The sequence below is a fragment of the Pseudomonas inefficax genome (assembly GCF_032164165.1).
Classification (GTDB): Bacteria; Pseudomonadota; Gammaproteobacteria; order Pseudomonadales; family Pseudomonadaceae; genus Aquipseudomonas; species Aquipseudomonas inefficax.
Genome location: NZ_CP134401.1, coordinates 2,399,174 through 2,411,929, shown reverse-complemented (window position 1 = coordinate 2,411,929; position 12,756 = coordinate 2,399,174). Strand labels below are relative to the sequence as shown.

At 60.6% G+C, this 12,756-nt stretch carries 9 protein-coding genes and 1 pseudogene; 8 read left to right on the top strand and 2 right to left on the bottom strand.

Annotation, left to right across the window (positions count from 1 at the left end; all coding sequences use genetic code 11):
- Positions 1-105: 105 nt before the first annotated feature.
- A complete protein-coding gene (gene argA, locus RIN61_RS10785) occupies positions 106-1,404 on the top strand; it encodes an amino-acid N-acetyltransferase (RefSeq protein WP_112249818.1) in 1,299 nt (432 codons plus the stop codon).
- A 151-nt stretch (positions 1,405-1,555) separates the two neighbouring features.
- Here argA and RIN61_RS10780 read toward each other — a convergent pair whose 3' ends face one another.
- Positions 1,556-2,932: a glutamine synthetase family protein gene (locus RIN61_RS10780; RefSeq protein WP_112249816.1), complete on the bottom strand. Its 1,377-nt coding sequence runs from the start codon at positions 2,930-2,932 to the stop codon at positions 1,556-1,558.
- Positions 2,933-3,506: 574 nt separating this feature from the next.
- Here RIN61_RS10780 and RIN61_RS10775 point away from each other — a divergent pair.
- The 7 genes from RIN61_RS10775 (at position 3,507) to RIN61_RS10745 (ending at position 11,816) form a co-directional block, all read left to right on the top strand.
- A complete protein-coding gene (locus RIN61_RS10775) occupies positions 3,507-4,865 on the top strand; it encodes a glutamine synthetase family protein (protein WP_112249814.1) in 1,359 nt (452 codons plus the stop codon).
- A 47-nt stretch (positions 4,866-4,912) separates the two neighbouring features.
- The gene (locus tag RIN61_RS10770) at positions 4,913-6,274 is read left to right on the top strand and encodes an aspartate aminotransferase family protein (RefSeq protein ID WP_112249812.1); all 1,362 of its coding nucleotides are present in this window, start codon (positions 4,913-4,915) and stop codon (positions 6,272-6,274) included.
- Positions 6,275-6,444: 170 nt separating this feature from the next.
- Complete coding sequence (locus tag RIN61_RS10765; protein WP_085621599.1) at positions 6,445-7,542, top strand: polyamine ABC transporter substrate-binding protein; 1,098 nt, start codon at positions 6,445-6,447, stop codon at positions 7,540-7,542.
- A 158-nt stretch (positions 7,543-7,700) separates the two neighbouring features.
- Positions 7,701-8,795, top strand: a complete 1,095-nt coding sequence (locus tag RIN61_RS10760) for a polyamine ABC transporter substrate-binding protein (RefSeq protein ID WP_112249810.1) — start codon at positions 7,701-7,703, stop codon at positions 8,793-8,795.
- A gap of 71 nt (positions 8,796-8,866) precedes the next feature.
- Positions 8,867-10,009 (top strand): polyamine ABC transporter ATP-binding protein, encoded by a 1,143-nt coding sequence (potA, locus tag RIN61_RS10755; RefSeq protein WP_313857112.1) that lies wholly within the window; start codon positions 8,867-8,869, stop codon positions 10,007-10,009.
- The gene (locus tag RIN61_RS10750; RefSeq protein WP_112249808.1) at positions 10,006-10,926 is read left to right on the top strand and encodes an ABC transporter permease subunit; all 921 of its coding nucleotides are present in this window, start codon (positions 10,006-10,008) and stop codon (positions 10,924-10,926) included. The genes potA and RIN61_RS10750 overlap by 4 nt, the downstream gene beginning before the upstream one ends.
- Positions 10,923-11,816 carry an ABC transporter permease subunit gene (locus RIN61_RS10745; RefSeq protein ID WP_112249806.1) on the top strand — a complete coding sequence of 298 codons (894 nt, stop codon included), beginning with the start codon at positions 10,923-10,925 and terminating at the stop codon, positions 11,814-11,816. The genes RIN61_RS10750 and RIN61_RS10745 overlap by 4 nt, the downstream gene beginning before the upstream one ends.
- Positions 11,817-11,920: 104 nt before the next feature.
- On the opposite strand, the pseudogene RIN61_RS10740 reads toward RIN61_RS10745, so the two are convergent.
- Positions 11,921-12,372: pseudogene (locus RIN61_RS10740) on the bottom strand (REP-associated tyrosine transposase).
- Positions 12,373-12,756 lie beyond the last annotated feature (384 nt).

Here is a 12,756-nt window from a genome sequence, read left to right as displayed (position 1 = left end):
GTTCCTGCCTAGAGGAGACCGCGCGTGACCGCAAGCCTGTTCCGACGATGATCCTGAACGCCCCCTGTATCGCCGTTCTCCGTCCACTTATCCACAGGCCCTGTCATGCCCGACTACGTCAACTGGCTGCGTCATGCCTCCCCGTATATCAATGCCCATCGCGACTGCACCTTCGTGGTCATGCTCCCTGGCGATGGGGTGGAACACCCTAATTTCGGCAACATCGTCCACGACCTGGTGTTGCTGCACAGTCTTGGCGTGCGCCTGGTGCTGGTACATGGCTCGCGCCCGCAGATCGAAAGCCGCCTGGCCGAGCGCGGCCTGACCCCGCACTACCACCGTGGCCTGCGCATCACCGATGCCGCCACCCTGGATTGCGTGATCGATGCTGTCGGCGCCCTGCGCCTGGCAATCGAGGCGCGCCTGTCGATGGACATCGCCGCTTCGCCGATGCAGGGCTCGCGCCTGCGCGTGGCGTCCGGCAACCTGGTCACGGCGCGGCCGATCGGCGTGCTCGAAGGCGTGGACTACCACCACACCGGCGAAGTACGCCGGGTCGACCGCAAGGGCATCAGCCGCCTGCTCGACGAGCGCTCCATCGTGTTGTTGTCACCGCTGGGCTATTCGCCCACGGGCGAAATCTTCAACCTGGCCTGCGAAGACGTGGCCACCCGTGCCGCAATCGAACTGGGTGCCGACAAGCTACTGCTGTTTGGTGCCGAGCCGGGCCTGCTGGATGCAGATGGCAAGCTGGTGCGTGAGCTGCGCCCGCAGCAGGTTGCCCCGCATTTGCAGCGCCTGGGCAGCGATTACCAGGGCGAATTGCTGGATGCCGCGGCCGAAGCCTGCAAAGGCGGCGTGGCGCGCAGTCATATCGTCAGCTATGCCGAAGATGGCGCCTTGCTGACCGAGCTGTTCACCCGTGGCGGTGGCGGCACGCTGGTGTCGCAGGAGCAGTTCGAAGTGGTGCGCGAGGCAACCATCGAGGATGTGGGCGGTTTGCTGGAGCTGATCAGCCCGCTGGAAGAGCAGGGCATCCTGGTGCGCCGTTCGCGTGAGGTGCTGGAGCGGGAGATCGAGCAGTTCAGCGTGGTCGAGCGGGAAGGCATGATCATCGCCTGTGCGGCGTTGTACCCGATTGCCGACTCCGACGCCGGCGAACTGGCGTGCTTGGCGGTGAACCCGGAGTACCGCCATGGCGGGCGTGGCGACGAACTGCTGGAGCGTATCGAAAGCCGGGCGCGGCAGTTGGGGCTGAACACCCTGTTCGTGCTGACGACGCGAACCGCGCACTGGTTCCGCGAACGCGGGTTTGCACCGAGTGGCGTGGAGCGGCTGCCGGCGGCGCGGGCTTCGCTGTACAACTATCAGCGCAATTCGAAGATTTTCGAGAAGCCCTTGTAAACCTGTACTGGCCTCTTCGCGGGTAAACCCGCTCCCACAGGATCCTCACCGGACCTGAGGCCGGCGCGGTCCCTGTGGGAGCGGGTTTACCCGCGAAGCAGGCGACACCGATCTTGAACGAAAACGCCGCCCTTGTGGGCGGCGTTTTCATTTACACGGTATGCAGGTACCAGTTGTACTCGAGGTCGGAGATCGAATGCTCGAACTCCTCCAGCTCGCTCTCCTTGCACGCGACAAAGATGTCGATGTACTTCGGATCGATGTACTTGTTCAGGATCTCGCTGTCGTCCAGCTCGCGCAGGGCATCGCGCAGGTTGTTCGGCAGGCTTTGCTCCAGCTGCTCGTACGAGTTGCCTTCGATCGGCGCACCCGGCTCGACCTTGTTGGTCAGGCCATGGTGCACACCGGCCAGTACGGCGGCCATCATCAGGTACGGGTTGGCGTCGGCACCGGCCACGCGGTGCTCCAGGCGCACGGCGTCCGGCGAGCCGGTCGGAACCCGCAGGGCCACGGTGCGGTTGTCCAGGCCCCAGCTTGGCGCGTTCGGCACATAGAACTGCGCGCCGAAGCGGCGGTACGAGTTGACGTTCGGGCAAAGGAACGCCATGGACGCGGGCAGGGTCTCGAGCACACCGCCGACAGCGTGACGTAGCGCGGCGTTCTGCTCGGGATCCTCGCTGGTGAAGATGTTGTTGCCATCTTTGTCCAGCACGGAAATGTGTACATGCAGGCCGTTGCCTGCCTGGCCCGGGTAGGGCTTGGCCATGAAGGTGGTGTCCATTTCATGGTCGTAGGCGATGTTCTTGATCAACCGCTTGAGCAGTACCGCGTAGTCGCAGGCCTTGAGCGGGTCGGCCACGTGGTGCAGGTTGACTTCGAACTGCGCCGGGGCGCTTTCCTTGACGATGGCGTCGGCCGGGATGCCTTGCTCTTTCGCGCCTTCCAGGATGTCCTGCAGGCAGTCGGCATATTCGTCCAGGTCGTCGATCAGGTACACCTGGGTCGACTGCGGGCGCTTGCCCGAAATTGGCGAACGCGGCGGCTGCGGGCGGCCATTCACGTTCTCCTGGTCGATCAGGTAGAACTCCAGCTCGAACGCGGCGCAGATGGTCAGGCCCAGTTCGTCGAACTTGCTCACCACCTGACGCAGCACTTCACGCGGGTCGGCGAAGAACGGCTCGCCTTCGAGCTCGTGCATGGTCATCAGCAGCTGAGCGGTAGGGCGCTTTTGCCACGGCTCGTTACAGAGGGTGTCAGGGATTGGATAGCAGATGCGGTCAGCATCGCCGATGTCCAGGCCCAGCCCGGTGCTTTCAACGGTGGAACCGTTGATGTCCAGGGCGAAGAGGGAGGCAGGCAGGTTGATGCCTTTCTCGTAAACCTTGTGGAGGCTGGTGCGCTCTATGCGCTTGCCACGCACCACACCATTCATATCTGCAATCAGAAGGTCAACGTAGAGAACCTCAGGATGTTCCTTAAGGAACGCGTTCGCTTCGTTAAGCTGAACGGCACGCGGGGGTACCGACATGATGCAACACCTTTGTTGTTAAAAATATCAATCAAGGGGGGCTTGCAAGACCAGTCAATCGAAAAGACAAACTGATGTCAAGCCAACCCCATGATGCCCTGAAATGGCACATCGACGGCAGATTTGCTGCATCTCGGGGCAAACCATTATCCGCTATTTCCCGCGCAAAGGGCTATCTCCGACCAACCGTGTTTTATTTTTTACGGAGTGGTTGTGTAAAAAAATGAACAAGGCTAAGCTCGGTCTCAACCCAGAACACAATAATACGAGGGTCACATGGTCCGCTTGCCGAGACCTGAAAGCACTGCCTGCGCAGTGCCATCGGGTACATCCGTCATTTTTGCAAGCTTCGTCGATGGCGTGGCCGCCCTGGCCGCAATAATTGACGTTTGGCGCTCACGGACCTGCCCTCATAGCGGCTTGCCGCCCTTCGTTTCGTCTTCCTGCCTTTCGAACTCATTACGGACGCACCTGTTTTCAGTGTATCCACTGTGGCTCTGCGCGGGGGTTTTTGCTTTAGCAATGTACTCCATCCAGAATCAGTGCGCGGACCACCTTACCTCCTGAGGTATTTATGAGTAACAACCTCGACCAGCTCACCGATTGGTTGAAAGAGCACAAGATCACCGAAGTCGAATGCATGATCAGTGACCTGACCGGCATCACGCGCGGCAAGATTTCGCCTACCAACAAATTCATCGCCGAAAAAGGCATGCGCCTGCCCGAGAGCGTGCTGCTGCAGACCGTGACCGGCGACTACGTCGACGACGACATCTATTACGAACTGCTGGACCCGGCGGACATCGACATGATCTGCCGCCCCGACGAGAACGCAGTGTTCCTGGTGCCATGGGCCATCGAGCCGACCGCCCAGGTGATTCACGACACCTACGACAAGAAGGGCAACCCGGTCGAACTGTCGCCGCGCAACGTGCTGAAGAAAGTCCTCAAGCTATACGCCGACAAGGGCTGGCAGCCGATCGTCGCGCCGGAGATGGAGTTCTATCTGACCAAGCGCAGCGAAGACCCTGACTTCCCGCTGCAGCCTCCGGTAGGTCGTTCGGGCCGCCCGGAAACCGGTCGCCAGTCGTTCTCGATCGAAGCCGCCAACGAATTCGACCCGCTGTTCGAAGACGTCTACGACTGGTGCGAACTGCAGCAGCTGGACCTCGACACGCTGATCCATGAAGACGGCACGGCGCAGATGGAGATCAACTTCCGTCATGGCGATGCCCTGCACCTGGCCGACCAGATCCTGGTGTTCAAGCGCACCATGCGCGAGGCTGCGCTCAAGCACAACGTCGCCGCCACCTTCATGGCCAAGCCCATGACCGGCGAGCCAGGCAGTGCCATGCACCTGCACCAGAGCGTGGTCGACGTGGCCACCGGCAAGAACATCTTCAGCAACGACGACGGCAGCATGAGCGAACTGTTCCTGCACCACATTGGTGGCCTGCAGAAGTTCATACCAGAGGCGTTGCCGCTGTTCGCCCCGAACGTCAACTCGTTCCGCCGCTTCCTGCCCGACACCTCGGCGCCGGTGAACGTGGAGTGGGGCGAGGAGAACCGTACCGTCGGCCTGCGCGTGCCGGACGCCGGCCCGCAAAGCCGTCGGGTCGAGAACCGCCTGCCAGGCGCCGACGCCAACCCTTACCTGGCCATTGCCGCCAGCCTGCTGTGTGGCTACATCGGCATGGTCGAAGGCATCGACGCCAGCGCGCCGGTGCAGGGCCGTGGCTACGAACGCCGCAACCTGCGCCTGCCACTGACCATCGAAGATGCCTTGGAACGCATGGAAAACAGCCGTGCACTGGTGCAGTACCTGGGCAAGAAGTTCATCACCGGCTACGTCGCCACCAAGCGCGCCGAGCACGAGAACTTCAAGCGAGTCATCAGTTCCTGGGAGCGTGAGTTCCTGCTGTTTGCTGTCTGATCAAACTTGGTGCCGCAGGACGCGGCTGTCGAACAACGGAGAAGCACATGAGCGTCAACAACCCGCAAACCCGTGAATGGCAAGCCCTGAGCGGGGAGCATCACCTCGCACCCTTCAGTGACTACAAGCAGTTGAAGGAGAAGGGGCCGCGTATCATCACCAAGGCCCAGGGTGTGCATTTGTGGGATAGCGAGGGGCACAAGATCCTCGACGGCATGGCTGGCCTGTGGTGCGTGGCTGTGGGCTATGGCCGTGAAGAACTGGTGCAGGCGGCAGAAAAGCAGATGCGTGAGCTGCCTTACTACAACCTGTTCTTCCAGACTGCCCACCCGCCTGCGCTGGAGCTGGCCAAGGCCATCTCCGACGTGGCGCCACAGGGCATGACCCATGTGTTCTTCACCGGCTCCGGCTCCGAAGGCAACGACACCGTGCTGCGCATGGTCCGCCACTACTGGGCGCTGAAAGGCAAGCCACAGAAGCAGACCATCATCGGCCGCATCAACGGCTACCACGGCTCCACCGTGGCTGGCGCCAGCCTGGGCGGCATGAGCGGCATGCACGAACAAGGCGGCCTGCCGATCCCTGGCATCGTGCATATCCCGCAGCCTTACTGGTTCGGCGAAGGTGGCGACATGACCCCGGATGAGTTCGGGGTGTGGGCAGCCGAGCAGCTGGAGCAGAAAATCCTCGAAGTCGGCGAAGACAACGTCGCCGCCTTCATCGCCGAGCCGATCCAGGGTGCCGGCGGCGTGATCATCCCGCCGGAAACCTACTGGCCGAAGGTGAAGGAGATCCTCGCCAAGTACGACATCCTGTTCGTCGCCGACGAAGTGATCTGCGGTTTTGGCCGTACCGGCGAGTGGTTCGGCTCCGACTACTACGACCTCAAGCCCGACCTGATGACCATCGCCAAGGGCCTGACTTCCGGTTACATCCCCATGGGCGGTGTGATCGTGCGTGACACCGTGGCCCAGGTACTCAGCCAAGGCGGCGACTTCAACCACGGCTTCACCTACTCCGGCCACCCGGTAGCGGCGGCAGTAGGCCTGGAAAACCTGCGCATCCTGCGCGACGAGAAAATTGTCGAGAAGGCCCGTACCGAAGCGGCACCGTATTTGCAAAAGCGTTTGCGTGAACTGCAGGACCACCCTCTGGTGGGCGAGGTACGCGGCCTGGGCCTGCTCGGCGCGATCGAGCTGGTCAAGGACAAGGCCACTCGCAGCCGTTACGAAGGCAAGGGCGTGGGCATGATCTGCCGCACCTTCTGCTTCGACAACGGCCTGATCATGCGCGCGGTGGGTGACACCATGATCATTGCGCCGCCGCTGGTGATCAGCCATGCAGAGATCGACGAACTGGTGGAAAAGGCACGCAAATGCCTGGACCTGACCCTCGAAGCGATTCGTTGACAGTTTGCTAGGCTAGCGATGTGACATTAAGTGGTTACAAGGCCCTGCTTTCCTTGATACAGAGCCTTGTAACTTGCCAGACTAGCGACTGTTTCAGTCGCCGCGCGCTCTGCACCGTAGGTCCTGGCTGCTGAACAGATGGCTAAATAATAAATTCTGGAGCATTACGCATGAATAAAATGGGCAAGACGTTGCTGGCCGCCGCCCTGATGGGCGCCATGGCTACCGCTGTTCAGGCTGAAGACAAGGTGTTGAACGTCTACAACTGGTCGGACTACATCGCTCCGGACACCATCGCCAAGTTCGAGAAGCAGACCGGTATCAAGGTCAAGTACGACGTGTTCGACAGCAACGAAACCCTCGAAGCCAAGCTGCTGGCCGGCAAGTCTGGCTACGACATCGTGGTGCCGTCCAACAACTTCCTGGCCAAGCAGATCAAGGCTGGCGTGTACGAGGAACTGGACCGTTCCAAGCTGCCGAACTGGAAGAACCTCGACCCTGACCTGCTCAAGGCCGTTGGCGATGCCAGCGACAAAGACAACAAGCATGCCTTCCCGTACATGTGGGGCTCGATCGGCATCGGCTACAACCCGGAGAAGGTCAAGGCCGCGCTGGGCGTGGACAAGATCGACTCGTGGGACGTGGTGTTCAAGCCTGAGAACATCGCCAAGCTCAAAAGCTGCGGCGTGAGCTTCCTCGACGCGCCGACCGAAATGCTCCCGGCTGCGCTGCACTACCTCGGCAAGCCGACCGACAGCACCAAGAAGGAAGACCTGAAGGCTGCCGAGGACCTGTTCCTCAAGATCCGTCCTTCGATCACCTACTTCCACTCGTCCAAGTACATCGGCGACATGGCCAACGGCAACATCTGCGTAGCCGTCGGTTACTCGGGTGACCTGGAGCAGTCCAAGGCCCGTGCCCACGAAGCCGGCGACAAGGTCAAGGTCGACTACGTCATTCCGAAGGAAGGTGCCGGTACCTTCTACGACATGGTCGCCATCCCCAAGGACGCCGAGCACAAAGACGCTGCCTACCAGTTCATGAACTTCCTGATGCAGCCGGAAATCATGGCTGAAATCACCAACGCCGTGCGCTTCCCGAACGGCAACGCTGCCGCCACCCAGTTCGTGGACAAGGAAATCACCAGCGACCCAAGCATCTATCCGCCAGCCGAAGTGAAGAAACAGCTGTATGCCATCGCTGCACCTGAAGCGAAGGCCCAGCGTGACATCACCCGTAGCTGGACCAAGATCAAGTCGGGCAAATAACCCCGATGCGGCACCTCTGGGCCGGCGAACCCCGGCCCAGAGCCAGTGAAAGGCAATTGATGATTGCGGCATCGAAGCTGCGAAGGTAAGTTGCGCGCCGGTTTTGCGTGTGCGGCAGCATTGTCGCTACCCAGGCACTGATTGTGAGGACCACCCACTTGTCCATTTCTGTATTCCGCAAAGCCTTGATGGCTGGAGCGGGCCTGACGCTGGCATGCAGCGTCCAAGCGGCGCCTACGGTGCACTTCTACAACTGGTCTGACTATGTCGGGCCGACCACACTCGCGGACTTCGAGAAAGCCACGGGCATCAAGCCCGTGCAAGACGTGTTCGACTCCAACGAAACCCTGGAAGGCAAGCTGCTGGCCGGTAATACCGGCTATGACGTGGTAGTGCCCTCCAACCATTTCCTCGGCAAGCAGATCAAGGCGGGCGCGTTCCAGAAGCTCGACAAGAGCCTGCTGCCCAATTATTCCAACCTGGACCCGGCGCTGATGAAGCGCCTGGAAAGGAACGACCCGGGCAACCAGTACGCCGTGCCTTACCTGTGGGGCACCAACGGTATCGGTTACAACGTCGACAAGGTGAAGGCTGCGCTGGGCGTGGACACCATCGACTCCTGGGCGGTGCTGTTCGAGCCCGAAAACATGAAGAAGCTCGCCAAGTGTGGCGTGGCCTTCCTCGACTCGGCGGACGAAATGCTGCCGGCGGTGCTCAACTACATGGGGCTGGACCCCAACAGCACCAACGCCAAGGACTACCAGGCGGCCGAAAAGAAACTGCTGGCAGTACGCCCGTACGTGACCTACTTCCACTCGTCCAAGTACATCACCGACCTGGCCAACGGCGACATCTGCGTCGCGGCAGGCTTCTCGGGTGATGTGTTCCAGGCCAAGACCCGCGCCGAAGAAGCGAAGAAGGGCGTGAACCTGGCCTACGCAATTCCCAAGGAAGGCGGCAACCTCTGGTTCGATGTGCTGGCGATCCCCAAGGACGCCAAGAACGTCAAAGAGGCGCATGCCTTCATCAACTATTTGCTGAAGCCTGAGGTTATCGCCCAGGTCAGTGATTACGTCGGTTACGCCAACCCGAACCCCAAGGCTGGCGACCTGATGGACCAGGCCGTGAGGACTGACGCCGCGGTTTACCCACCGCAGGAAGTGCTGAACAAGATGTTCGTGAATTCAGAGTTGCCACCCAAGGTGCAACGGCTGATGACCCGTAGCTGGACCAAGGTCAAGTCGGGTAAGTAAAAATCCAGGCCCGTGGCGGTACCTGTAGAACAGGGCTCGCGGGCACAAAAATCTTGTTGGGAGTTTCACTCATGGCAGTTGCCTCCGGTGCCTATAAAAAAGCCCTCGAGGGTGGCCAGCAACCCAAGCAGGTGCTGGTCAAGATCGACCGGGTCACGAAAAAGTTCGACGAAACGGTAGCTGTGGACGATGTGTCCCTGGAAATCCGCAAGGGCGAGATCTTCGCCCTGCTGGGTGGCTCCGGTTCCGGCAAGTCCACCTTGCTGCGCATGCTGGCCGGTTTCGAGCGCCCGACCGAAGGGCGGATCTTCCTCGATGGCGTCGACATCACCGACATGCCGCCCTACGAGCGGCCGATCAACATGATGTTCCAGTCCTACGCGCTGTTCCCGCACATGACCGTGGCGCAGAACATCGCCTTCGGCCTGCAGCAGGACAAGATGCCCAAGGCCGAGATCGACGCCCGCGTGGCCGAGATGCTCAAGCTGGTGCACATGACCCAGTACGCCAAGCGCAAGCCGCATCAGCTGTCCGGTGGCCAGCGCCAGCGCGTGGCCTTGGCCCGCTCGCTGGCCAAGCGCCCCAAGCTGCTGCTGCTCGACGAGCCGATGGGCGCACTGGACAAGAAGCTGCGCTCGCAGATGCAGCTGGAACTGGTGGAGATCATCGAACGAGTGGGCGTGACCTGCGTGATGGTGACCCACGACCAGGAAGAGGCCATGACCATGGCCCAGCGCATCGCCATCATGCACCTGGGCTGGATCGCCCAGATCGGTTCGCCGGTGGACATTTACGAGACGCCTACCAGCCGCCTGGTATGCGAGTTCATCGGTAACGTCAACCTGTTCGAAGGTGAAGTGGTCGACGACGCCGAAGGCCACGCGATCATTGCCAGCCCGGAGCTGGAGCGCAAGATCTACGTCGGCCACGGCATCACCACCTCGGTGGAAGACAAGCACATCACCTACGCCCTGCGCCCGGAAAAGATGCTGGTCACCACCCAGCGGCCTACCTGCGAGCACAACTGGTCGCGCGGCAAGGTCCACGACATCGCCTACCTGGGCGGCCACTCGGTGTTCTATGTCGAGCTGCCGAGCGGCAAGATCGTCCAGTCGTTCGTTGCCAACGCCGAGCGCCAGGGCACTCGCCCAACCTGGGGCGATGAAGTGTACGTGTGGTGGGAAGACGACAGCGGCGTGGTACTGCGGTCATGAAACTGCGCAAGCTCAAGCGAGCCTTCCAGCGCATCACCCCGGAGGGGCGGCACCTGGTGATCGGCGTGCCGTTCATCTGGCTGTTCCTGTTCTTCATGCTGCCGTTCTTCATCGTGCTGAAGATCAGCTTCGCCGAAGCCGATGTGGCGATCCCGCCGTATACCGAGATCTACAGCTACGTCGAAGACAAGATCCAGCTGGTGCTCAACCTGGCCAACTACGGCCTGCTGACCGAGGATGAGCTATACATCTCGGCCTACCTGGGCTCGCTGAAGATGGCCTTCTTCAGCACCTTGCTGTGCCTGCTGATCGGCTACCCGATGGCCTATGCCATTGCCAACGCCAAGAAGGAGACGCAGACGGTCCTGCTGTTGCTGATCATGATGCCGACCTGGACCGCGATCCTGATCCGCGTCTATGCCTGGATGGGCATTCTCAGCAACAACGGCCTGCTCAACGGCTTCCTGCTGTGGATCGGGTTGATCGACCAGCCGCTGCAAATCCTCAACACCAACCTGGCGGTGTACATCGGCGTGGTCTATTCGTACCTGCCGTTCATGATCCTGCCGCTGTTCGCCAACCTGGTGAAGCACGACCAGAGCCTGCTCGAGGCCGCTTCGGACCTGGGTTCGAGTACCTTCAACAGCTTCTGGAAAATCACCGTGCCGCTGTCGAAGAACGGCATCATCGCCGGCTGCATGCTGGTGTTCATCCCGGTGGTGGGCGAGTTCGTGATTCCTGAACTGCTTGGCGGCCCGGAAACCCTGATGATCGGCAAGGTGCTGTGGCAAGAGTTCTTCAACAACCGTGACTGGCCGGTGGCCTCTGCGCTGGCGGTAGTGATGCTGGCGATCCTGATCGTGCCGATCCTGCTGTTCAACCGCAGCCAGGCCAAAGAAATGGAGGGCAGGGCATGAAGCGCTTCGGTTTCTCCAAGCTGATGCTGGTGCTCGGCTTGTTGTTCATCTACCTGCCAATGCTGATTTTGGTGATCTACTCGTTCAACGCCTCCAAGCTGGTGACGGTATGGGGTGGTTGGTCGGTCAAGTGGTACGTCGGCCTGCTCGACAACACCCAACTGATGGGTTCGGTCATGCGCTCGCTGGAAATCGCCTGCTACACGGCGGTGGCGGCGGTGGCGCTGGGTACCCTGGCGGCATTCGTGCTGACCCGGGTCACCCGCTTCAAGGGCCGCACGCTGTTCGGTGGCTTGGTCACCGCACCGCTGGTAATGCCCGAGGTGATCACCGGCCTGTCGCTGTTGCTGCTGTTCGTGGCCATGGCGCAGATGATCGGCTGGCCGCAGGAGCGCGGCATCGTCACCATCTGGATCGCCCATACCACGTTCTGTGCGGCGTATGTGGCGGTAGTGGTGTCGGCCCGCCTGCGTGAGCTGGACCTTTCGATCGAGGAAGCTGCGATGGACCTGGGTGCCAAGCCGTGGAAGGTGTTCTTCCTGATCACTATCCCGATGATCGCGCCGTCGCTGGCGGCGGGCGGCATGATGTCGTTCGCCCTGTCGCTGGATGACCTGGTGCTGGCCAGCTTTGTGTCGGGCCCGGGTTCGACCACCTTGCCGATGGAAGTGTTCTCGGCGGTGCGTTTGGGCGTGAAACCGGAGATCAACGCCGTCGCCAGCCTGATCCTGCTGTCGGTGTCGCTGGTGACCTTCTTCGTCTGGTACTTCAGCCGCCAGGCAGAAGAGCGTCGTCGCAAGGCGATTCAGCAGGCGATCGAAGAAGGCGCGGCGGCCAATGCCTCGCAGCCACAGGTCAAGCGACCGGTGCAGGTTACGGCTTCGGCCTGATCCGGCCTATTCGCGGGTGAACCCGCTCCCACAGGAAAATCACTGCCTCGGGCCTGTGTTAATCCTGTGGGAGCGGGTTTACCCGCGAATGCCTCAACTCTGATTCAAAGCCAGACTGCATCCCAATGTGGATAGTCCCTGACACTTTTGACCAGGCCAGCCCGCAACGGATTGGCAACGATATATCTGGCGAAATGCACCATGCTTTCTTCCCTTCTTAGTGCCCGGTCCTGATACCCGGGTTGCCAAACCGGATCATGCTCAACCCCTGCCCGATGCAACACCAGGCTGGACCTGGATTTGAATCTGCGCATCAAGGTCCCCAGCGTCGTACCTTTCAGCTCAATCAGCCAATGCAGGTGGTCCGGCATCAATACCCAAGCCAGTGACCGACAGGCGTGCTCCTCATCTGGCGCAATTGGTGAATCACCAATCGGGCATGTTGAAAGTCATGGAACAGTGGCTTGCGCTGGTGGGTGACGGTGGTTAGCAGATAGAGCCTGCCATGCTGTGAATAGCGGCCACGGCGCAATAAATGGGATTGGGCCCGAGACATTGTTTTCTTCCTTGAAAAGCAGGTGAGCTCTCAAAGGTAGCGGCTGGGATGCAGGTGCTTTTTGGATCATGGTTTCTGAATATGGCAGACACTCTGGTGGCAATACCGGCCCTTTCGCGGGTGAACCCGCTCCCACAGATATGGTGCACATCTTGAAATCTGGCGCTCCCCCCTGTGGGAGCGGGTTCACCCGCGAAGAGGCCCGCAAGGTGTACGAATTTTCATCAACTCAAACCAAGTGCTTCAGTCAAATCAGCTTGGGAATTATCCTACGAGCCATGTGGAAGCTGCTCTGTTGTAGGGGAAATGCCCCAGGGATAACGTCGTTGGGTCGCCAAGCAAGGTGACCGGGTGTGAGAACCCGCTCGATGTTGAACAGGCTTC

Bases quoted from the DNA above. Each gene is read 5' to 3' on its own strand.
- RIN61_RS10780 (WP_112249816.1), bottom strand. From the start codon at position 2,932: ATGTCGGTACCCCCGCGTGCCGTTCAGCTTAACGAAGCGAACGCGTTC.
- potA (WP_313857112.1), top strand. From the start codon at position 8,867: ATGGCAGTTGCCTCCGGTGCCTATAAAAAAGCCCTCGAGGGTGGCCAG.
- RIN61_RS10745 (WP_112249806.1), top strand. From the start codon at position 10,923: ATGAAGCGCTTCGGTTTCTCCAAGCTGATGCTGGTGCTCGGCTTGTTG.
- RIN61_RS10770 (WP_112249812.1), top strand. From the start codon at position 4,913: ATGAGCGTCAACAACCCGCAAACCCGTGAATGGCAAGCCCTGAGCGGG.
- RIN61_RS10765 (WP_085621599.1), top strand. From the start codon at position 6,445: ATGAATAAAATGGGCAAGACGTTGCTGGCCGCCGCCCTGATGGGCGCC.
- RIN61_RS10775 (WP_112249814.1), top strand. From the start codon at position 3,507: ATGAGTAACAACCTCGACCAGCTCACCGATTGGTTGAAAGAGCACAAG.
- argA (WP_112249818.1), top strand. From the start codon at position 106: ATGCCCGACTACGTCAACTGGCTGCGTCATGCCTCCCCGTATATCAAT.
- RIN61_RS10750 (WP_112249808.1), top strand. From the start codon at position 10,006: ATGAAACTGCGCAAGCTCAAGCGAGCCTTCCAGCGCATCACCCCGGAG.